The 22,147-nt window shown below is 66.6% G+C and carries 17 protein-coding genes and 1 pseudogene; 11 read left to right on the top strand and 7 right to left on the bottom strand.

What is annotated here, in order from left to right; translation table 11 throughout:
- Positions 1-131: 131 nt before the first annotated feature.
- Positions 132-289: pseudogene (locus tag NHH88_21385) on the bottom strand (hypothetical protein).
- A gap of 281 nt (positions 290-570) precedes the next feature.
- Positions 571-798, bottom strand: coding sequence for a hypothetical protein (locus NHH88_21380; GenBank protein ID USX12239.1), 228 nt, complete (start codon positions 796-798; stop codon positions 571-573).
- A gap of 213 nt (positions 799-1,011) precedes the next feature.
- Here NHH88_21380 and NHH88_21375 point away from each other — a divergent pair, with 213 nt between their 5' ends.
- From NHH88_21375 to NHH88_21330, 10 genes are all read left to right on the top strand, one after another.
- Entirely contained in the window at positions 1,012-4,353 is a 3,342-nt protein-coding gene (locus tag NHH88_21375; GenBank protein ID USX12238.1) for a penicillin-binding transpeptidase domain-containing protein, read from the top strand.
- Between the two features lie 99 nt (positions 4,354-4,452).
- Positions 4,453-5,784 carry a hypothetical protein gene (locus NHH88_21370; protein USX12237.1) on the top strand — a complete coding sequence of 444 codons (1,332 nt, stop codon included), beginning with the start codon at positions 4,453-4,455 and terminating at the stop codon, positions 5,782-5,784.
- Positions 5,781-6,383: a hypothetical protein gene (locus NHH88_21365; GenBank protein USX12236.1), complete on the top strand. Its 603-nt coding sequence runs from the start codon at positions 5,781-5,783 to the stop codon at positions 6,381-6,383. Before NHH88_21370 ends, NHH88_21365 begins: the two co-directional genes overlap by 4 nt.
- A 6-nt stretch (positions 6,384-6,389) precedes the next feature.
- Positions 6,390-7,523 carry a hypothetical protein gene (locus NHH88_21360; GenBank protein ID USX12235.1) on the top strand — a complete coding sequence of 378 codons (1,134 nt, stop codon included), beginning with the start codon at positions 6,390-6,392 and terminating at the stop codon, positions 7,521-7,523.
- Positions 7,520-8,578: a hypothetical protein gene (locus tag NHH88_21355; protein ID USX12234.1), complete on the top strand. Its 1,059-nt coding sequence runs from the start codon at positions 7,520-7,522 to the stop codon at positions 8,576-8,578. The genes NHH88_21360 and NHH88_21355 overlap by 4 nt, the downstream gene beginning before the upstream one ends.
- Before the next feature lie 99 nt (positions 8,579-8,677).
- Positions 8,678-10,948 carry a hypothetical protein gene (locus tag NHH88_21350; protein ID USX12233.1) on the top strand — a complete coding sequence of 757 codons (2,271 nt, stop codon included), beginning with the start codon at positions 8,678-8,680 and terminating at the stop codon, positions 10,946-10,948.
- Between the two features lie 35 nt (positions 10,949-10,983).
- Positions 10,984-13,305: an SUMF1/EgtB/PvdO family nonheme iron enzyme gene (locus NHH88_21345; GenBank protein USX12232.1), complete on the top strand. Its 2,322-nt coding sequence runs from the start codon at positions 10,984-10,986 to the stop codon at positions 13,303-13,305.
- Between the two features lie 57 nt (positions 13,306-13,362).
- Complete coding sequence (locus tag NHH88_21340) at positions 13,363-13,707, top strand: zinc ribbon domain-containing protein YjdM (protein USX12231.1); 345 nt, start codon at positions 13,363-13,365, stop codon at positions 13,705-13,707.
- An 81-nt stretch (positions 13,708-13,788) separates the two neighbouring features.
- Positions 13,789-14,187 (top strand): OsmC family protein, encoded by a 399-nt coding sequence (locus tag NHH88_21335; GenBank protein USX12230.1) that lies wholly within the window; start codon positions 13,789-13,791, stop codon positions 14,185-14,187.
- 4 nt (positions 14,188-14,191) lie between these two features.
- On the top strand, positions 14,192-15,085 hold the full coding sequence (locus NHH88_21330; protein USX12229.1) for a pirin family protein: 894 nt from the start codon (positions 14,192-14,194) through the stop codon (positions 15,083-15,085).
- Positions 15,086-15,116: 31 nt separating this feature from the next.
- Here NHH88_21330 and NHH88_21325 read toward each other — a convergent pair whose 3' ends face one another.
- Complete coding sequence (locus tag NHH88_21325) at positions 15,117-16,190, bottom strand: SDR family oxidoreductase (GenBank protein USX12228.1); 1,074 nt, start codon at positions 16,188-16,190, stop codon at positions 15,117-15,119.
- Positions 16,191-16,290: 100 nt separating this feature from the next.
- Here NHH88_21325 and NHH88_21320 point away from each other — a divergent pair, with 100 nt between their 5' ends.
- Complete coding sequence (locus tag NHH88_21320; GenBank protein ID USX12227.1) at positions 16,291-17,196, top strand: LysR family transcriptional regulator; 906 nt, start codon at positions 16,291-16,293, stop codon at positions 17,194-17,196.
- On the opposite strand, the gene NHH88_21315 is transcribed toward NHH88_21320, so the two are convergent.
- From NHH88_21315 to NHH88_21300, 4 genes are all read right to left on the bottom strand, one after another.
- On the bottom strand, positions 17,193-18,722 hold the full coding sequence (locus tag NHH88_21315; GenBank protein ID USX12226.1) for an FHA domain-containing protein: 1,530 nt from the start codon (positions 18,720-18,722) through the stop codon (positions 17,193-17,195). The two genes, NHH88_21320 and NHH88_21315, sit on opposite strands and share 4 nt — an antisense overlap.
- 186 nt (positions 18,723-18,908) lie before the next feature.
- The gene (locus NHH88_21310; protein ID USX12225.1) at positions 18,909-19,919 is read right to left on the bottom strand and encodes a protein phosphatase; all 1,011 of its coding nucleotides are present in this window, start codon (positions 19,917-19,919) and stop codon (positions 18,909-18,911) included.
- A gap of 131 nt (positions 19,920-20,050) precedes the next feature.
- Positions 20,051-20,497 (bottom strand): SH3 domain-containing protein, encoded by a 447-nt coding sequence (locus NHH88_21305; protein USX12224.1) that lies wholly within the window; start codon positions 20,495-20,497, stop codon positions 20,051-20,053.
- Between the two features lie 59 nt (positions 20,498-20,556).
- Positions 20,557-22,146 carry a hypothetical protein gene (locus NHH88_21300; GenBank protein ID USX12223.1) on the bottom strand — a complete coding sequence of 530 codons (1,590 nt, stop codon included), beginning with the start codon at positions 22,144-22,146 and terminating at the stop codon, positions 20,557-20,559.
- Position 22,147 lies beyond the last annotated feature (1 nt).

Raw genomic sequence — 22,147 nt, 5'->3', positions numbered from 1 at the left:
GGTCCACGGTGACCCAGCCGCCTTGATCGAGGCGCCAGCCGTCGTTGTCGCGTATCCATTCGGCGCGGCGGTATTGGGCGCCACGGCGCTCGGCTTCCCAGCGGCCGGCGGCCCATACGTGGCGGTGACCGTCCCAGTTCCAGTAACCGGGCGCCCACACATAACCGCGCCGGGCGACCGGCACGCTCTCGAAGCGCGGTGGCGGCGGGGCGTCCCCGATGACGATGCTCAGGCCGACCTGCGCGGACGCGGTGGCGGGAGCGAAAGCGGCGGCGCTCAGCGCGAGCATGGCGGCGGCGAATATGGTGTGCGAGCGTTTGATCATGATGTTCTCCTGGGCTGCGTCGATTGCGTGCGTCGATTGCGGCGCATGGACGAACTATATCAAGCGCGTATCGCGGTTGCGCCGAATGATGCAACTTTTTACATATGACACAAACATGCGGGGGTGATTTGTACGCTGGCGTACGGATAGGGGCGTGGGGGGGCGTTGCGGAGGGGGGGAGGTGGCCGGCTTCGCCTGTTACGCGTGGGTTGGAATGTGCGTACAGGCGAAGGGGTGGCGCGCGTTCAAATCTTGGTCGACGTGGAGACGTCGGTAGCCAGCGCGGTTTTGTTCTCGTCGATGAACAGTTGTTTTTTCTGCTCTTCGGTCAGACGTTTGGCGCTGACGACGACCACTTGCATTTCCTGGGCCGACACCTGCTCTTGTACCGGGGCTTGCAGCGCGTAGTCGGCGGCGAATACCAGGCCCAAGGTGATGATGAATGCGGCTTCGAAGTTTTTCAGGACGTTCATTTTGCTTCCTTTCGGTGGTTGATTCAGTGGTTAAAAGTGTGTTTCGATGTGCTCACTTTAGGCCAGGCCCCGTCAAGGCGCCACGGGATTGCGACGAGCCGCGTTTTTCGCGGCGCGAACTGCGAATAGGCGCGATAAACCCGTTGAGGCCGCTAGCTTTCTCCGGCCCTCCGCTAAGGCTGGGAGACACCGTCCACCAGCGCGAGGGGCAATATGCCGCCATTCATCAGCACTTTTCTGCAAGCTTGGGCCGAGCGCCGCCGCGCGCGCCGCCGGCGGGCCAACCTGCGCGCCGGTGAACGCGGTGATTCGTCCAAACCGGGCCGTCCGGCGCTAAAACTGATCCGTCTCGATGCTGATACCGCTCCCATTCATCCCAAGGCCGGGTCGCGCCGCGCTCTCTGGATCATGGCCGCCGCCGTCTGCGTCGCCGCCGGTGGCGGCGCGGTAATCGCCGGCCACGCGCGCCATCTGGCGGCTACCACCGCCAGTACGTCGGAGGCGGCCAACAACATACGGGCCGCCAACGCCTATCAATCCGCCATGCCCGGCGTAGCGTTCACTGTGCCGTCGCAGCCTGGCATCAGCACCAGTCTTTATCCCGGCGGTGTCTTGCTGGTGGCTGCGGGCATGCAAGCCGCGCCGACGGTGCGGGTGGACCTGTGCAGCCAGTTGCGCAGCCCGGGCGGGAACGATGGGCGTTTGCTGCCGCTGCGGATCGGCTACCGCTTCGACGACGTCAAACGCTGGGTCGCGCGCAACCAGGAATCCGATGTGCAGATCTCGCTGCGCAATGTACTGCTGGTGTCCGACAGCGGGGCGGGAGCGGACGCGATGCCGGAAGTGCAGATCGAAGGCACGGCGCGCGCCGACTTCACCGATCCCCTCAGCGAACCGCTGCAACTGAAATGGAACAGCCGCCGGGTCGACGTGCGGTGGCTGAGCGACGCCGGTTTGGGCCAGGTCGAGCAGGGCGCCAGCGGCCGGGTCGCGCTGCGCCAGCAAGGATGGCTGTTATGGGGCGCGGCATCGGCCCTGCGCATCGAACGGCGGGCCAACGTCATGTGCCCGCAAGCGGGCGAGCTGCTGGTGCGGATATACCGTCCGGCGGGTGATACTTCCACCGCGCCGGATTCCGCGCTGGTCACCGCGTTCCCGGCGCGCGGCAAGGCGGTCGGCGCGTATCTGGCGGCGGGGCGGTATCAGGTTCCCGCGTCGCCCCCCGGCGCGCTGGAAGACGAGGCGCTGTTCCTTGCATTGCAAGAGCATGGGTTGGTGCGCCTGAACGCCGCCGGCACCATCGAACTGGCTCCGCGGGATCTGCCCCAATGGCTGGCCGCCGGCGCGTCCGCGCGCGCGGCGGAGCTGGCGGACTGGAAGCAAGTCAAGGCCGATACGGCCACCACCAAATTGTTCAAGCGCCTGTACCATCAGGCCGATGGCGCCTACGTCCGTGAGCAGATCGACATCTATAACAGCGAGCGCCGGCTGCTGGCGTGGCGGGTCAAGGCGCCCGCCGGCATGGTGCTGGACTGGAACGCTAGCGTGGCGGGGCCGTCGAACGCCGGCGGCGCGCCAGTGATGGTGGCCACCACCGGCCAGATGCCGGTCGCCGCCTCGCGCTTGTTCGCGTCGTTGCCGCAGAGCTGGCAGCCGTGGACGCGTGTGGCCCACTGGCCGCAGGCGGGCGAGACGCCCGGGGAGCATCCGGTGATGCGCTTAACGCTGGCGCTGCCGCGTCCCGCGGCTGGCGGCGAAGTGCTGCGGATGATGGTGGCGGGCCGCGTCGAAGGCGGCGGTGTCACCGGCGCCAGCGTCCAACTGTCAGCCGCCTGCACCGGCCGCGCGTGCGCCGGCAAGGGCGATGTGCAGGAACTGGCGCTGACGCTGCAAGCCGGTGCCCGCGAGGTGTCGCTAAGCCTGCGGCCGCTCGACTTCAGCGCGCCGGAAGACCAGAAGTACCGCCATCTGCGCGTTGCCGGCGGCCGCGTGAGTTGGCAGGCGCTCGCGCTGACGGACGCCGGCGCCAACCCCGCCCGCGCTGCCGCTCCCGCGCCGGCGCCGGTGCGGCTGGAAGACCGCAACGGCACGCCGCTGTGGACCGACGGCGCGCCGACGCAGCCGGCCATCGATGCCGGCCTGGCGCCGCTGCTGGGCGTCGGCCCGGAGCATGCCAACAGCGTCGCAGGCATGCTTGCGCGGCTGCCGTCGGCGGGCGCGCAGGTCGACGCCAGGCTCACGCTCGACCTGCCGTTGCAGGCGCTGGGCCAGCGCATCCTCGACTGCGTCGGCATGCGCCAGGGGCGCTGGGATGGCAAGGGCTGCGTCGGCGGCCAGGCCGCGCCGGAGGGCCGTCATGCGGGGCTTGTGATCCTCGATACCGAAACCGGTGACGTGCTGGCCGCCGCCGGCGCCGGCGCGGGGGAACTTAACAGCGGCAACTGGGCCGAGGTGCGTGACTTCGACCGCACCAGCCCCGCGCGCAGCCCCCTGCGCCTGCCGGCGTTGCAGCACGATGGCGGCGCCCATCAAAGTCCGGGGTCCACCTTCAAGGTTGTCAGCGCGCTGGGACTCGAAATGGCAGCCAAAACCGATCCGCAGATCGATGCGCTGTTGGGCGGCATGGCGCTGCCTGCCATCAATCGCCTGGCATCGCAGCGCGGCTTCGGCTTCCAGACCGACGCCGCGACCTATCCGCTCAATCCCAAGCTGGCGCACATCACCAACTATCGCGAGCAAAGCCTCGACCGGCGCGCACAGGAGGGGCGCCTGGGACTGGCGCAGGCGCTCACCTACAGCCTCAATACCTGGTTCGCCTGGTCCGGCGAACTGAGCGACCATAGCCTGTTCGGCCGGCCCGACGGCGGCGCGCCAGACCTGCAGGCGCTGGACGCGGACGCCCTCGATGGCGTGCGGCCGATCGTGGCGGCGGCGCACCGTCTCGGCTTCGAGCAATCCATGCGCCTCGACGGCGGGTTGCTGCCGGCGGACTTCAACTGGCGCGGCTGGGATGCGCTGCAGGCGACGCCGGCCCACATCGACACCATCCACACCCGCCACGAGCTGCGGCAGATGGCGATCGGCCTGCGCATGCAGGTGACGCCGCTGCAAATGGCGCTGGCGTCGGCGGCGGTCGGGCAGGGCAAGGTGGTGGCGCCGCGCATGCTGCTGTCGCTCGATGGTTCGGACAGCGTGGCCCCGGCCATGAAGCCGGTCGGCGTCCGCCTGGACCGTATCAGGGCCGGCATGAAGGGCGTGGTCGATGTCGGCACCGGCGCCGGCGCCTTCGGCGGCGCCGCGCTGGCCTCCGTGCGTCCCGGCTTGTACGGAAAAACCGGCACCGCGCCCACCGGCGACGACACGGCCACCGTCTGGTTCACCGGCTGGCTGGAACCGGGCAGCCTGCCCGGCCAGACCCACCGGCTGGCGATGGCGGCTTTCGTCAGCCATTCCGACGTCACCGGCGGCGCGCACGCGGCGCCGGTGGTTGCGGCGGTGCTGTCCACACTGGCGACGCAACGGCGGGAGCAGAAGCGTGAACAGAAGGGGAAATAGGCTTGTAAACGGGATAATGAAAGCGGTCCGTCTGTGGCATTATTTATAAGCGTGAGCCATAGCGCCCATTTTTTGTTTTTCCATCATTTACAGGACCTTATGCGGTTGCCAGGAACCCGGTACCAGGAGCACGGCTGGGAACAAGTGCGCAAGCTGTTGGGACACTGCTCGTTGCAGGCTTTCCGGCGGATTGAGATGCAGCAGATGCTCGAACCAAGTCCGCACGCGGAGCTGCTCGACAGCTATACCGACGCGGTGGCTGCGGCCCTGCACGCGGGTGCCCGGTCGACGCGCGGCGAGGCGGAGGGCAACAGCTATGGCGAAAGCGTCTACGAGCTGTCGCTCGGCTTGTTGTATGAACTGCAGGCGCATCCCGGCTTCTGGCAAGCCTTCGTGGCCGCGGTGGCCGTCGAACACGCGCGCAGCGGCGCTTTCTGGCTGGACGCGGCGGCCGACGGCATGATGCGCAAAAAGGTCAACGACATGTACGCCGGACTGCGCGACAAGGTCGACGCCGACAACTACATCGTCACCACGGGGCGTGATTGCTCGCCCAATAAAATCTACACGTACCGGATGCTGGATACGGCTTATCGCGAGATCGCCGCCTTGTTCGCCGCCTGGAAGGAGCACGAGGCCCAAGTTGGGGCGATATTGGGCCGGACGCTGGAAGGCAGCCCTATCGAAGTGCGGCAGATGAAGTCAATAGGCGGTTGCAGGGCGGAGTGGATCATCCGTTGGAGCGAATCGCTGGAACGCTTCGGCGGGTCTCCCGGGCCGCTGCACACCCGCTCCAAGCGTTTCGCGAGCCTGAAAAACAGTCCGGACAAAATCGCGGCGATGCTGGCCGAAATCGGCGATTATGAGGAGCTGTCCTCGAACATGGACCGTGTGGACGACTGGCAGGGCGAAGCCGGCGAGGCCGCGTCATGGCTGGAAGACTATTGGCGCGTGACCGGCGAATCCGAGCGGCAGGAGGTGCAAGGCGGCGTGCCAGATGACGATCGCATACTGGCCGCTCCCGCCCCGGAGGGATTCGAGGCGGAGGAGCAGGGCGTTGACGCCAGCCTGGACGACGACGGCAACGCCCCGCCGATACCGGAGCCGGCCGCCCTGGCGGCGGAGCAGGAAGCGGCCAGCGCGCTTTCCCTGCCCCCCCGCTACATGGAATTGGCGCGGGCCGCGCAGCAAGCCGGTAGCTGGATGCTGCGCGTTCTGCACGACGAGTCGCTGCCGATACGCCTGGCCGTGTATCACAAGCTGCTGGGCGCCGCCGACGATACCTATCCGGATGCCTGGCTGGACCCGGCCACCGGCGAGCTGCCGACATTGCAGCAGTTGGCGGCGCTGGACCGGATTTCGATGCCGACGCTGCGCAAGCGCCGCAACGAAGCGATCGACAAGCTGCACGCCGCCAGTGCGGCGAAATGAAGGAGAACGAATTGAATTCAGCACAAGACGAGCAGGATGCCAAGGCGCTGGACGCGCGGCTGCGCGAGCGCGCGCTGCTGGCCCGCGCCGTGCCGGACGACCGGCTGATGCTGGCCGACACCACACTGTTGGCGGCCCTCGACGGCATCCGGGCGCTGACGCCGAATGAGCGCCAGGCGCTGGCCGCGTCGCCGCTGACGCTGCGCCGCTTCCGTCAACTGTCCCTGGAACGTCGCGCGGCGGCTGCCCCTGCGGCCAACGACGCGCAGTGGAGCGGCAGCACTGGCATGCTGCGCGCGGCCTCCAGCACCGCTGCGCTGGAGGCGCTGGTCACCGACGACAATTACTGGACGCTGCACTTTGTGCCGCAGGATGGCGGCTGGCAGGTGATCCTGTCGCTGTCGGCGCAAGCGCCGTTTGCCGCCCGGTTGTTGAGCGAACAGCCGCAGTTGCGGGTGATCGACGGCGGCGGCGCCATCGTGCTGCAAGGCCGGCTCGACGCCGACGGCGAGTGCGAACGCGCCTGGCCGTTCGATACCGCGCCGGCGCCGCATTTCCAAATGTACGGCGCCGGTTTCGCCGTCGAGCCGGTCGCATAGCCGATTATGGGTTTCTTTACGCGCCGCCGCAAACAATCCACCGATACCGGTGGACTGGGCGTGAGCCTGATCGCGCTGCGGCTCGACGACGGCGACGTCGCGCCGGCCGACAGCACGGTCGTGGTCTTCGATGCGGCAGGCCATGCGCGGCGCGCGGCGTCGGGCAAGGTGTCGTGCGAGCAGGGCGAATCGGTGTTCTGCTTCCATCCCGGCCCTTACACGGTCGACCTGATACCGTTCGCCGCCGCGCCCGAGTGGGGCCTGCGCTTGCGCTTTGTGATCGATGCGGCCAATCCGCGCGTGTCGCAACAGCGCTTCGACCTGTATTTGTACAGCGAGACATCGGGACGTCTGCAACTGGCGGGTTTTGGCGCGTCCGTGGAAGCGGCGTTGCAGGCGGAGCTGGCGCAAGGCGCGCTGGATCTGCCGCCTTGCACCTCGCTCGATGAATGGCATGCGTTCCGCGCCGGACTGAATCAACTGATGTACACGCGCTATGGCGTGACCGTCGACGACTGCGTGCCGGTAGATCTGGGTGAACAAGTCGATTTCGCCGACCTACTCAAGGCCCGTGCCGTGCAAGCGGTGGAAGCCGAACGTCTCGCCGCCGCCAACGCATCGGCGCCAACCCTCGATGCGCCGGCGCCCGTCGAGCTCCATAGGCTGGACTTGCCGGCATCCGGCTTGCCTCCCGCGTCGGCGGCCGCACTGCAGCACCATTTGAAGCCCCCTCAGAGCGATGCGCAAGCTTTACGACGGCTGTTCCTGGAATTGCCCGCCGTGAGCCGCGAACTGCGGTTGCTGCGACTGCCGGAAGGCCTGCCCCTCTTCGAGCGGCATCAGGCGTTGCTGCTGCGTCTGGGCATGGCAAGCTTGAACGTCACCACCATGCCGGCCCTGGCCTGGGCCGCGCCCGACCAGCCGCTGGCCGAAGCAGACCAGAACCGCCGCAGCCGCCACACGCTCATCGCCCGCGACGCGCTGGATGAAGCCTGGTCGCTGCTGGCGCGCCTACAACTGGCCGGCCATGAACAATGGCCGCAATTGCTGGACGAGGCGGACCGCATCTGCGCCAACCTGGAAACCGGCTTGTCGCTGCGCCGTGCGCCATATGTCGAGCGCGTGGAGCCATCGCTATGACCATCCTGTCCATCACCTCCACGCCGACCATCGCCGAATGCCGCAGCATCCTGGCGGACGGCCGTGTCCTCACCATCACCGCCAGCCGCCGTCCGCGCGCCAACCGCGCCGAGGTCAAATGCAGCGTTCCCGGCGCTCCGGCGATCGCCGAACGTATGCAGGAAGTGGTCCGCCTGGCGCGGCATACCGAGGTGCGTTTCGACAGCCGCGACCAGGTCGTCCTCAGCATGGACATCGCGCCGGGCGACGCGGAGCGCGACTGGGAACTGGCGGCTGTGTTGGCCGATCGCGCCGTGCGCGGCCTGTTCCAGCCCGCTGCGGGTGTGCAAACCGTCGCCCACGGCTGGTCCGACAGATGGCACCTCGGTCAATTGTCCGGCCGTGCCGATGGCGGCAGCGCGTCCGTCGGCACGATGCAAGTGACCCACCTGGGCGCCTTGACCGGACACGCCGACCCGTCGGCCGCCGTGTCGACGGTGCGCGCCTGGTTCCCGCTGCACAGTGGAGGCGTCAACGATGAACTGGCGTGGGTGGAGGTCAGCGTGTTTCCGATCGAAGCCGGGCCGGCGGCCGTCGACGTGTCGGCCAACGCCACGCACACCGCCGCCGCCAACAGCGAGGAAGACACCATCGCCGCGCCGGGGCTGGACCTGAGCGCGCAGCAGGACATCCGCCAGACGCTGGCCGGGGCGCGCCACTTCGACGGCAAAGGGCTCGGTCGCTGGCGCAGCGTGGTGCGCTTCGGCCAGCCGCGCTTCCAGGGCGGCTCGTACCAACTGGCGCTGGTGATGGCCGACCGCCTGGCGCGCGGCCGTGAATTCGTGCCGCGCGGGCGCATCATCGCCACCGGCTGTTCGAGCGCATGGCATGCCGGCCGCGTGGACACCGTCGAGGGACGCGAACCGAAACTGGAGTTGATACTAAGGCAAGTCAGCGCGGGCGACAGGGTGCTGCTGCCCAAGGCCTGGGAGGAATGGCTGCCCCCCGGATTCAAGGCCGATTTGCGCCAAAAAGGCGCGACTTTGGCCTGTATAGACCGTATTGGCATGATTTAAGCTAGCGCTGAATCGTGCGCAAGAATGAAACCGGCTTGCCCTGCTAAAATCGTCGGATGACAGGGTGGCACGGAAGATGAATCGAAGAAGGAGTCTGACATGTTCCAAATGTTTGGTTTTGGCGGCGTTAAATGCCCGCGTTGCGAGCACAAAAACGATGACCAGTCGGGCTACTGCAAGCATTGCGGTTTGACCCTGGGCGCGCCGCGCAACGAGCCGGTTTTGCGTGACAACCGCTGGATTCCCGGCGACGACGAGCTGGCGGTGTATTTCGGCGTCAGCGCCTTGTCCGGCATCTTCACCAAGACGTTGCGCGTGCCGGCCACCTCGCGCGCCTACATCCTGCAAGCCGACAAGGCGACCGAAGTGCCGCAGGGCGAATACGAGATCGAAGGCTTCTTCACCCGGCTCAATCACCTGCTGCGCAACCAGAACGCCGAGATACTGATCACCCGCAGCGCGCCGTTGCCGGTGGAGTTTTCGTTCAGTGACCTGCAAACTGCCGAACACCTGAAAATTTCGGCGCGATTCACCGTCGCCATCCGCATCGAAAACGTGCCGGCCTTCGCGCAGCACTTCATGACCGTGCCCGGCGTCGTCAGCACCTTGCACCTGCATGAACTGCTGTCGCCATCGGTGCGCCAGCTGGCGGCCGAATTTGTCGGCGGCCGCTCGATGCGCGACATGGCGCAAAACGCCGATCTGCGCCTGCAACTGGACGAGCGCCTGCAGGCCGCGCTCAAACTGCGGCTGGCCGCCTACGGCCTGGCGGTGGAGCGGGTCGAGACGGCGGCGCTGCGCCACGATAAATTCGACCATAACCGCGAGCGCATCGGCACCTTGTGGCTGGTGGCCGACGAGCGCCACGTGCAGCTCGAACATGTCAAACAGCTCGACCAGATCTACGACGAGGAGGAATGGCAGGCCATCTGGCGCGAGGAGCAGAAGATGCGCTCCGACTTCCGCCGCGCCGAGCTGCGCCAGGATGCCAGCGTCAACAAGGCCGAGCTGACGTTGAAGGAAAGCGAGCGGATACAGTCGCTGCGCGCGCGCGAGGTGGAGCTGTACAGCCGCGTCATGGAATCGAAAACCCGCAAGGTGGCGCTGGACAAAGGCGCCGGCACCGTCCTGGCCGACCTGGAGCACGAACTGGCGAAGAGCAAGTCGCACCGCGCCGGCGAGCAGGCCGACTGGGAGCATGTGCGCCAGCTGGCGCAGATCAAAATGCGCACCGAGCTGGAAGTGTTGCAGCAGACCGCCGCCGAGCAGCGCCAGTTGGCGCAGCAGCGCCTGTCGCACCAGCTGCGCCAGCAGGCGATTGAAAACCAGATCGCCCAGGCGCTCCTGATCGAGGACGAATCGCACCGCCGCAACGAGCTGGCGGCGTTGCGCCAGCGCGAAAAAGACGAGAAGGCGCGCGAACTGCAAGTGGAGTCGGAAGCCCACGAAGCGCGCATCCAGGGCATGACCCTCGCCGGCGCGGCGCGCCGCCGGGAGGCCGAGCGGGTGCAGGAATGGGAAGACCAGCTTGCGCTGGCGCGCCAGCGCGAGCTGCTGCGCGGCGACGCCGTCAAGGACGCCGCCAACGCCGTGCAGGTGGCGGAGATCAACCAGAAGATCGAGGAATTGAAGCGCGCCGGCGCACAGGCCGACTCCATCGCGCAGTACGAAAAGCTGCTGCGCACGATCGAGGCGGACGGCATCCACGCGCGCCAGAACCAGGCCAACAGCAAACAGGCATTGCTGGACCAGTTGGCGGTCGACGAGCAGCGCCAGATCCTCAAGCAAAAGGATCAGGAGGCCGAATGGCAGCGCGAGCTGAAAAAGCTGGAGCACGACCGCGAAGAGAAGTTCGCGCGTTGGAAGGGCGAGTACGACGTGCTGCTGGCGCAGCAATCGCATGAGATCAAGCGCATCGAAACCATCGGCGGCTTGAGCGACACCGGCAAGGTGGCCACCGCCGCCGAGCCGAATGCGCAGGCGCTGTCGCAGATCATGAAGATGCAGATCCAGGGTGGTATGTCGGCCGAACAGATACAGGCGCTGGCCAACGTGGTGGCTTCCGAACATGGCATGACGCCGGCCGAAGCGCAGCAGCAGGCCCACGAACGGGTGCTCGAAGAGCGCGCGCACCGCGACGCGGAACTGGACAAGGATCGCCGCCATCAGCTCGACCTGCTCAACGTGCAGAACGCCGCGAGCGCCAGCGCGCTGACGACACAGAGCCAACTGGGCATCGGCGTCGCGCGCGCCGGCGTGCCTTTGCCGGCCACGCCGAAAAGCGTGGGTTACTGCGTCAACGGCCACCCTTTGCGGATAGACCACCCCCACGACAAGTTCTGCGCCCAATGCGGCGTCCCACTGACCTAAAACGCCAAACAGCAGGAACGGTTACACTTCAGTCAATGATGCAAACGGCAAGAGACAAGATCCGCGAACTGCGGGCCTTACATGAAGACGGTCTGTTAAGCCTCCAAGAGTTCGACCGTCGCAAGAACGCCATCCTGGATGCGGAGTACGCGCCGCCGGGAGGCAGCGTCACGGCCGCCCCGATGCCGGTGCGCCAGGGCACGGAACTGGGCCTGATGTCGGGCCAGGAGATCGGTCCGCAAAACCGCCGCTACCGGCTGGAGCGCCTGATCGGCATGGGCGGCATGGGGCAGGTGTGGCAGGCCACCGACCTGGCCACGCACGCGGAGCTGGGCCACAGCGAGATGGTCGCGCTGAAGATCCTGCCGCCGCAGCTGACCCAAAGCGCCACCCACGCCAAGCTGTTGATCGAGGAAGCGACACAGGCACGTAAGCTGGCGCACGAGAACATCGTCCGCGTCTACGAATGGGCGCAGGACCCGGCCACCTCCAGCTATTTCATCATCATGGAATACCTGGAAGGCCAGGACCTGGATGCCTACCTGGCCGCGCAAGGGCCGCTGCCGCTGGAGGCGGTCTTCAAGCTGCTCTCGCCGGTCGGCGACGCGCTGCAATACGCGTGGGAGAAGCACAAGCTGGTTCACCGCGACATCAAGCCCGGAAACGTCTTCCTCACCCTGCGCAACGAAATCAAACTGCTCGATTTCGGCATCGCCTCGCGTGCGCGCAGCGCCGGCAGCAGCCTCGGTCTGCAGACGCCGAACGCCGGGACGGTTGGCTATCGCGCTCCGGAAGCAGGCACGCATCAACGCCAGCCCGCGCCCAAGCTCGATGTGTACGCGGTGGCCGTGATGATCTACCAGTTGCTGGAAGGCCGCATGCCGTTCGACGACATGCGGCCGGCAGACTTTCATCCATCACCGCCGCATGGCTTGAATGAGCGCCAATGGCAGGTGCTGCAAACCGGCTTCGCCTATCAGCAGGAGCGGCGCCCGGCATCGGTCAACGAGTTGCTGGCGCAGCTGCAGCGGGCCACCGGGCCGACCGACGAGGAACTGGCTGCGCAGGCGGCGCAGAAGGCCGCGCAACAGGAGAAGGACCAGCAGGAGCAGCTGGAGCGCGAGCGGCAGCGCAAGAAGGAGCTGGCGGCGCAGGCCGAGCAAGCCCGCCTGACGGAACAGAAGCGTCAGGCGCAGGCGGTGGAACTGGCCGCGCGCCGCGAGGCCGAGGCCAAGGCGGCCGCGCTGGAGAAGGTGCGGCTCGACCAGCAACGCCGCGCGCTGGAGGCCAAGCAGCGCGCGGAGGCGGAAGCCGCCGCGCTGGCGCGCAAGCAAACCTTGCGCGAGCAACTGCAGGCGCGCCGCGACGCCGACGCCAAGAAAGCCCGCGACGAGCGCGAGGAACTGCAACGCAAGGCCGCGCAGCTGAAGGCCGAAGCGGCGTATCGCTCGGAGCAGGAACGCCACCGCAAACAACTGGCCGAGCGCAACGCCGCCGAACTGGCCGCGCTGATGCCGACGGCGGGTAGCCCGGTCGCCGATCCCAGCGGTGTGCTGCGCGACCGCTTTATCGACGGCACCGGTGTCGGTCCCGATCTGGTGCTGATTCCCACCGGACGTTTTCAGATGGGGTCCCACGAACACGAACACGCGGTGGCGATCAAGGCCGGGGCTCAGAAAAACTGGCTGGACCGCGAGACGCCGCAGCACTGGGTCGGCATCGAACAGCCGATCGCGATGGGCCGCTTTCCGGTGACGGTGGGCCAGTGGCGCCAGTTCGTCCGCGCCACCGGCTGGGAATCGCAGTCCGATACCGACTGGCGCGCGCCCGGGTTCGCCCAGGACGACGACCATCCGGTGATCGGCGTCAGTTGGATGGACGTGCAGCTGTATCTGCGCTGGCTGTCCGAAAAGACCGGGCAGACCTACCGCTTGCCGAGCGAATCGGAATGGGAGTACGCCTGCCGCGCCGGCACCAAGACGGCCTTCAGCTTCGGCGACAGCATCACCACCGAGCAGGCCAACTACGACGGCAATTACACCTACAACGGCAGTGCACGCGGCGCCTTCCGCCAGGGGACCAGTAAGGCCGGCACCTACCCGCCCAACCCCTGGGGCCTGTTCGATATGCACGGCAACGTGTGGGAGTGGACCCAGGATGTGGTGCACGACAGCTACGTGGGCGCTCCGGTCGATGGCAGCGCGTGGGGGGAGGGCGGCGATAACGTACGGCGGATACTGCGCGGCGGCTCATGGCTGTACAACCCGCGCTACTTGCGCTCCTCGGTGCGCAACGGCTTCTCGGCGGTGCTGGCCAATGATATCGTCGGCTTCCGCGTCGCCCGCAAACTGGTCTAGCAGTGGATGGGGGTGTATACTGCCGCCTTCTTTGCAGTACAACCACCAGGACCAACGATGAGCGCTTTGCCCCCATGCCCGAAATGTAATTCCGAATTCACCTACGAAGATGGCGCCCAGTTAGTGTGCCCGGAATGCGCGCACGAGTGGAGCGCGACGGCCGCCGATGCCGCCGACGAAGGCGCGCGCGTCTACCGCGACTCGGTCGGGAACATTCTGCAGGATGGCGATACCGTCACCGTTATCAAGGATCTGAAGCTCAAGGGCGGTGGCGGCACCGTCAAAGTCGGCACCAAGGTCAAAAACATCCGCCTGGTCGACAGCGACCACGATATCGACTGCAAGATCGAAGGCTTCGGCGCCATGAGCCTGAAGACGGAATTCGTCAAGAAAGTGGTGTGACGCTTCCCCGTTTAGGGGAGGCGAAACTCTCCTAAACGGTGTAAATTGTGGGTTCTGATTACCGCCCACAAGGAACACGGAATGACTATCAAAGTACTGCGCGATCAATCGCTGCCGATGCGACACATCGTCCACGTGCGCAACCACATCGTCTCGACCGACGGTTCGGTGGAAGAGGGCGGCAACGACGCCGGTCCGTCGCCGCACGACCTGTACGACGCGGCGCTGAGCGCCTGCAAGGCGCTTACGGTGGTCTGGTTCGCCAAGCGCAAGAACATCCCGCTCGAACATGTGGAAGTGAGCATGGAGCGCGACGCCAGTGAAGAGCGCCAGGGCGTCTATCGCCTGGCCGCCACCTTGCACCTGACGGGTAATCTGAGCGAGACCCAACGCGCCGAGTTGCTGGCCGCCGCGCAGAAATGTCCGATCCACAAACTGATGACGTCCGTGACCACGGAAGTCACCACCGTTCTGGGATAAGCCAATGACAATCTCGAATCTGTTGAAGGGCCATGAGAAGGATCTGGGCGGCGGCTTTCTCGTGCGCCGTTATCTGCCGTCCGCCATCAAGCAGGCCGTGGGCCCGTTTATTTTCTTCGACCATTTCGGTCCCGTCGATGTGCCTGTCGATGCCGACCATGACGTGCGTCCGCATCCGCACATCGGGCTGGCGACGGTGACTTATCTGTTCGAGGGCGCGATGGATCACCGCGACAGCATCGGCACCTTCCAGCGCATCGAACCCGGTGCGATCAACTGGATGACGGCGGGGCGCGGCATCGTCCACTCCGAGCGCACGCCGAAGGATTTGGTCGGCAAGCCGCACCGCACGCACGGCCTGCAGCTGTGGGCCGCGCTGCCGGTGGCGCACGAGGAGGACGAGCCGGGCTTTTGCCACACGCCGTCCGCCGACATTCCGGAGCTGACGGTCGACGGCGCGCGCGTGCGGGTGCTGATCGGTACCGCGTTCGGCAGGACCTCGCCGGTCAAGACCTTTAGCCGCACCTTGTATCTGGATGTGACGTTGAAGGCGGGGCAGGAGCTGGCCCTGAGCGGACTGCCGGAGGAAGCGGCGATCTATCCGATCGACGGCGATGTGGAGATCGACGGTACGCCGCTGGAGAAGAACAATATGGCGCTGCTCGATACTGGCAGCACGCAGCGGGTGAAAGCGACGTCGGAAGCGCACTTTGTGGTGATCGGCGGCGAGCCGCTGGATGGCCGGCGCTTCATGTCGTGGAATTTCGTCTCGTCGAGCAAGGAGCGCATTGTGAAGGCCGGCGAGGATTGGGAGGCGCAGCGCTTCGACAAGGTGCCCGGCGAGACCGAGTGGATACCGCTGCCGGTCAAGAAGCCAGCGGGCGGGCAGTACCTGTAATTCATGCGTATGGGCCCGTGCGCGGGCTCTGTTATGCACGGCCCGGAATGATACGCTCCGCCTTCAACCGCTCGAACAAATCAAAAAACGCGTCCGGCGTGCTTTGATACGTCAAAAATCCCGCCTTGCGGCTCTTGGTCATATCCGCAAGGACTTCCATCGGCCGGCCCAGGTCCGCGTCCGTATGCCACCACGACGCGAGCTTGCCGATATCAACCTCCGCCAGCCCGTGCCTGGCCGCGATCTCCGTCCACGCGCGCGGCGCGTCATCCATCCGTCCCTCCAACGGCTGAACATCCCCGTCGAACGGCCCCGCCTCGATGCCGAAGTACTCCGCCAGCTTGGGCCACAGCCACTTCCACCTGAACACATCGCCATTGACGACATTGAAGTCCTCGTTGGCGCCCGCCGTGCTGGTCGCCGCCCATTCCAGATGCGCCGCCAGCAGCCGCGCGTCGGTCATATCCGTCAACCCGTTCCATTGCGCCGGCGATCCCGGGAACACGAACGGCGCCCCGGACTCCTTGCACAACGTCGCATAGACGGCCAAGGTCAAGCCCATATTCATTGCATTGCCCACCGCGTAACCGATGACCGTATGCGGACGATGGACACTCCAGCTAAAGCCGCCGCGCTCCGCCGCCGCAAACAAACGGTCTTCCTGCTCATAGTAGAAATTGTCGACCGGCTTGCGTCCTTGCTCCTCCCGGAACGGCGTCTCGGGAACCGCGCCGGTCGCATACGCCTCGAAAGGCCCCAGATAATGCTTCAAACCCGTCACCAGCGCCGCGTGCCTGAGCGTCGCTGCGTCACGCAAAGCATCAAGCACATTGCTCACCATCGCGCCATTGACACGGATATTTTCCTTCTCGTTGGCCTGGCGCGCCCACGCGGTAAAAAACACATGGGTGACGACACGCCCGGCCAGCGCCCGCGTCACCTCGTCGTGCGAGGTCAGGTCCGCGCGTATCGGTTCGACGCCTGCCATCAGTGGCGTGCGGCCGCGTGACAGGCCAAGCACCGACCAGCCGTTGCCCAGCAGCCGTTCGGCCAGCGCGCTACCCGTCACGCCGCTGGCGCCGACGATTAATGCGGTATTTTTCATGCGAAGTCTCCTTCATTTAAGCGATAAGGAATGATAATCGCGAAGGGATTTCGTATTTACGATAAGATTTCAATCAATTCATGAAATTTATTCCGCAAAAATGCACGCTTCCGACCACCTCAAGGACATCGCTTACTTCGTGCAGGCCGCCGATGCCGGCAGCTTCACCGTGGCCGCCGCCCGGCTGCAACTGAGTAGTTCCGCCGTCAGCAAAAGCCTTGCGCGGCTGGAGACGCGCCTCGGCGTGAAGCTATTTGAACGCAGCACGCGCTGCCTGACCCTGACCGACGCCGGCCGCAAATACCACGAGACCTGCCGGCGCGTGCTGATGGAGCTCGGCGAGACCGAAGCCGCGCTGGCGCAGGACGCCGAGCCGGCCGGCCGTCTGGTGATCGGCTTGCCGGCAACCTTCGGCCGCATGCGCGTCATGCCGGAGTTGCTGCGTTTTTGCGGGCAGTATCCCAACCTGCGACCGCAGGTCACCTTCACCGACCGGTTTGTCGACGTGCAGGAGGAGGGGCTGGATTTAGCGGTGCGCATTGGCGGGCCTGCGCACTGGCCGGCATCGCTGGGACACGTCCATCTGGGCGACGAACGCCTGATTTTCTGCGCCACCCCGGCCTATCTGGCCCGGCGCGACACGCCGCACTCCATCGCGGACCTGGCGCTGCACGACTGCGTCGTCTACGGACGCGCCGACGGCACGGCGAGTCCGTGGCTGTTCGCGTCCGCCGGCGGACAAACAGAGCGCCGCACCATGGAGCACCGGATCATGGCGGGCGACGGCGAGGCGCAGATGACAGCGGTACTGGCGGATATGGGCGTGGCGCAGCTGGCGACGTGGCTGGTGCGCGACCATCTGGCGTCCGGCGCGGTGGTGGAGGTGATGGCGGAGCGCGCGATCGACGGCCTGCCGCTGCACGTGGTCTGGCCGTTGGCTCGCCCGATGTCGCCGAAGGTCGCGGCGCTGCTCGATCAGTTGAAGGCGACGCTGAAAATACGTTAGGCGGTATGCATGTCGCGTGCAGCGACGGTGTTGTACATGTCGGCGGCGCCGGTGCGGATGATCCAGTGCTCCGGATACGGATCGCTGGCGAAACGGCTGTGGCGCGGAACGCGGCTCAGTTTATCCAGCGATACGCCCGGCGCCAGCGCGGTCTCCTTGCCGGTCAACTGGTCGAGGTGCCAGAAGCCGCCATCGCGATGCAGCAGCAGCGGCAACGCGGCCGCGTGCGGCGCGGCGGCAAACGATTTGACGGGGTAACCGGGATGCGTTTCCGGCATCAGCACGTAGAAGCACTCGGCGTTCGCGCCCTGGTCGATGCGGTGCAGGATCACGCCGTGCGGCATGATGGCCGACACCGACAGCACGACTATGCCCTTGATGCTGGCGCTCAGTTCAATGCGCATGCCGAGGCGCAGCGTGGTCGGTTTGTGCTTGCCTGGCCAGACGCCGTCGAGCAGGATGCCATAGCGGGACACGTCTTCGATCTCAAACCCCTGGCCGCAGCGGCGGATCACCGCGTGGCGGCCGGACAGGCGCCGCGTCAGGCCGTTGGTGTCCTGGCCGTCGGCGGTGTAATGGGTCAGCATCACGTCGGATTCCGGATCGACCAGTTCAAAGCGTCCCAGCACGCATTCTTCCATCGCGAACAGCCGAATCTGACGCTGGGCGCCGCTCTCCGGCGCGGCGTTGACGAAGCTGGCCGCGCGGCTGGCGTGCGGATGTACTGCGTTGGTGACGGGGATGTCGATCTCGATGAGGTCTTCGTCCCAGGCGATGGTGGTGAAGCCCAGGTCCACTTTGCCGGCCGGCGCGTTCAGGTCCAGGTGCGCGATGCCGGCGTTGCGGGCGGTGACGTCGATATCGAGACTGTCGCCGCCTTGCGCGCTGACGCGAGCGATGGAGGCGTCGTCCGCCATCACGCGCACGTTCTTGTGGGTGCTCAGGAAGATGCGGTGAATTTCGGTCAGGGTCGCGTCGAGGCGCGGCACCAGGATGACGAAAGTGCACACCCATTTGCGGGCCGCCATGCCGGTGTGCTGGCTAAGCAGCTCGATGCTGATTTGGTATTGGCCGTGCTCTTTGCCGCGCGACGAAAACTCGACGAATACCGGACGCCATTCGCCATTGGTGGCGCGCACGAACTGCTGGCGCGCCGCGCCGTTGGGGATCAGGTCCGACTGCAGTTGCAGCGTCAATTGCGGCGCGCAGGCGTCGGGCATGCCGCGCAGTTCCATCTTCAGCGTTTGACGGCCGCCGGCCGCGCGCGGGTCGAAGCCGCTGATATGCAGTTGCGGGCGCTCGGATTGGGCGCGTTGCAGCGGCCGGGCGTAACCCGATGGCGCGCTGATGATGGCGGATGATGCGGCGGAAGGTGCGGCGAAACGCGGCGCGGCGATGCTGGTGTCGGCGGCAGCCGGCGTCGTCGCCGGACCACCGGCGCGGGCGCTGCGCACGGCGCTCAACAGGTCATAGCTGGACGGCTCGGCTTGGGCGTGACCGCCTTCGCAAGCTTGTTCTCCAGACATGACCCAATAGGTGCAATGCGGATGCTGGGCATTACTGCATTTTTTCATGGCATACCGACCGATGGAATACCTGTCAGTTTATGCGGTTTACGCGGTCCTTGGCAATTAAACGCGCGCCTGACCGGCATATTTTTGCCCTAAGGCACATGCGGCGATCAAGACGCAACACTTACCCCTCGTCAACGCTCAAAAATACGGCGGGATTGATGCGGCCGGCAGTGCCGTTTCGTCAAGATTGCGGATCTCCGGGCGCGGCGCGGGTTGCGCAAATCGCATCACAATGGCGGTCACATTGTCGATGTGGAGATTGGCCGGCGGATGGTCGGCGTAATCGTTGAATAACGCGTCGAGCGCGGCGCCGGCGGAGTGGCCCGGCCGGACCATCAGCGCCGGCCAGCGGGCGGTCCAGGGCAGCGGACGGCCGCACGACCAGAAGCCGTCGGTGGCCAGCAAATAGGTGGCGTCGGCGCGGACCGTTACGGCGCGGCGGTCGGACAGGCGCCGCAGGAACGGCGGCAGGTTGGCCGCGTCCAGCGGCAGCAGGCCGTCCTCCAGCACCTGCGGATTGGCGAAGGCGTTGCCGAGGATGTAGGCCTGCGAGATCTGCGGCCGGTGCTCGCCGTGCACCTGCTGCCACCATTCCTCTTCGCCCAGCAGCCCGTGCATCGCGAAGCAGGTGGCCGGCACATGGTCCACCGTCAGCGGCCGGACGGTTTGCGCGGTGATTTCGTACAGCCGCGAATCGCCGGCGTGGTACAGCATCGGCGCCTGGCCGGGCGGGATTTCCAGCAGCGTGAGCGTGGTGCCGGGACGGCGGAAGCTGTCGGTATCGCCGGGCTGGCGGAAGCGCTGTTGAAGTTCGTCGTGCAGGCGGTCCAGGTGCGCGCCCAGTTCTTCCACCGTGCCGCACGCGGGCACGCGCAGCAGGCCGTCGGCAACCGCCTCGGCGGCCTCGCGTCCGTGGCCGTGGCCACCCATGCCGTCCATAACGGCGAGGCGCACATGGCCTTGCGGCCAGTTCGCGAGCGTGGCCGATTGGCTGGTTTGGTCGCGCAGGAATACCGCGCATCCGCTGGCATCGATGACCAGCAGATTGTCCTGGTTTTCCGGCACTTGCAGTTTGCTGATGCTGGCGCTGCTGCGGGCTGCGATATCGAGCCCGGGGCCGAAGTCCAGCATGTCGGTGATTCTTGTCATCGTGGCGGGCGGCGCGGCGCGGAGTCCGAAAGGCCACAGCTTAGCTGAAAAAGCCACGTCTGCGGAAGCGGGCGATGAAGTGTGCGCGGAAGTGTGCGCGGACCGGAACGAGGACTCGCTGCGCGGATGCGTCATTCGCCGCCCCGGCGCAGCCACAAGCTGCTGACCCAGCCCGTTTGTTCACGGCCGGCGGCGCCGGTTGTGACCTGCCACCAGTCGCCTTCGCGCGCGCCGGTGGGCGTGACGCTGGCGCCGGCCGGCACGGTGGTCAGGCGCGCCGCATGCACCCCGGCGGCCGCGCGTACGTTCAGGTCGCGGTGTACCTGGTAGGGCCTGCCGGTGATGAGTTCAGGCGGGAGGGGCGTTGGCGAGGATGCCGCCGCGCGTATTTCAGGCGACGACCGGTTCGCGGCGCCTTCGAGCGTGCCCGCCGCAACCGGCCGCGTACCCTGGACCGCATACAGGATCAGGCTCCCGAAACCCCATGCGCCGACGACCATGATCAGCAGCGCGCGCGCGTTGGCGCGGCGCCACCATTGGTTCGGGGTCAGATAGGCGGCCAGGAAAAGTGTGATCACCAATCCCGTCGCGAACGCGCAGACCGCGTAGAGTTTTGCCGTCTCCATCGGAGGTCCCCTCAGGCGTCGAAGCGCAGCACGTAATGGCCGGCGACGAGATGATGACCGGCCGGCAGCAGATACGGCGCGTCGGTGCCCGTGTCGCCGATGCTGGCGACGAACTCCATTTTTTCGTTCAGGTGGTACAGGCCCTGGGTGGCGGTCAGCCGGCCGATTTTGTAGCCATCCGATGTCGCTTCAAAACTGAAAGCGTTGCGCGACAGGCCGATGCGGTCGGCGCTGGCCGCGTTGACGCCGTCGGCGCGCTTGATGAAGCGCGGCGAATCGAGCAAGCGCAGCGCCGACAGCATCGGCGAATTGCGCCCGAAGGTGAAGCGCGCACCGCCGGCGACCGCCGCGCCGACAGGCTGCGCGAGACAGAGCAGGGCGCGGTAGCGGTCCGCCATTTCCGGCGCCGCCGGCAGTAGCCGGATTGCGCGCCCGTCGACCGGCGAGAACGTGGACGGCGCGTTGATGCGCTGGCGGCCTTCGGCGGTGCAGGCATACAGTTCGTCGGCCGCGTCGACCACGAAACTGATGACCGGCGCCGCGTCGGCGGACAAGGCCAGCGCGCGGTCGAAAGGCAGTTCCAGCGTCTGGGCGCCGGTGTCGCGGTAGCGGCTCAGACGGGGCAGGGCCAGCGCCACCAGGTTGACGCGTTGCCGGGAGACCGGCGCGTAGGTCGCGTCGCTTTCCCCCGGCTTATTGGCCGGCTTGTGGCTGACCGGCACGGCCGTCAGCTCCAGCGGGGCGCCGTCGGCGCGGCTTTGCCACACAGCCGGTTTGGCCGGCGTGGCGTGGGCGGCCGGCGCGGGCGCCTGCACAGGCGCGGGATTGATGCTGATGCCTTCTATTGCGCTGGACTGCGTGCCGACGGGCGCGCCCGAGGCACGCGCGATCTTGAGCATAAGACGCGGGCTGCCGTCCGGCGCCTCGCGCAGGGATTTGATGGTGTAGTAGCCGCTGCGCGGATCGAAGCGGCATTCGAAGGCATCCTTGGGGCGCATCTGCACCACCGGCGCCGCGTCGGGTCCGTCGTTGATGATCAGGATCGCGCCTTCCGGGCCGAACGGCCAGCCGCTGGCGATCACGCTGGCGGCGCCGCCTTCGCCGCCGATCAGCGCCAGGCGCTGGTTCGGATAGATCGGGCAGACCGGATGCCAAATCGCGCTGTCGCGCGAAACGCTGACGTTGAAAAGGATTTTTTCGTCGGCCGCCGGCAAATACACGGCGTGGCCGAACTTGACCTCGATCTCGCCCGGCGACAGCGCCTCGGTGCCGACGACGTCGTAGCGCACCTGATCGCCGCCCAGCAGATCGCCGAAGTCCTTTTGATGCAACGCCGTCAAAGTTTGCGCCAGGTCGCGGGCGCGGGCGCCGCGCGTGAGGTGGTAGTCGTCATCGACATCCTCCTGCGGCAGCATCAGCGTCACGTGGGAGAAGCAGCGGGTGGCGGCGCGGCCCTTGTGCTCGCGCGGGCTGCGTTCCAGCAGGTCGCGCAGCAGCGGACGGCGAGAAAAAAGCGCCAGGCCGGGAGCCTGCCAGATCGCCTCGCCGTTGAAAACGTCGGGAATACGGCCCAGGACTTCGTGTTGGACATAGATCGGCATG

Source organism: Oxalobacteraceae bacterium OTU3CAMAD1, from assembly GCA_024123915.1.
Taxonomy (GTDB): Bacteria; Pseudomonadota; Gammaproteobacteria; order Burkholderiales; family Burkholderiaceae_D; genus Rugamonas.
Note: the sequence above shows the minus strand (reverse complement) of the source record. Positions and strands in the feature narration are given on the sequence as shown.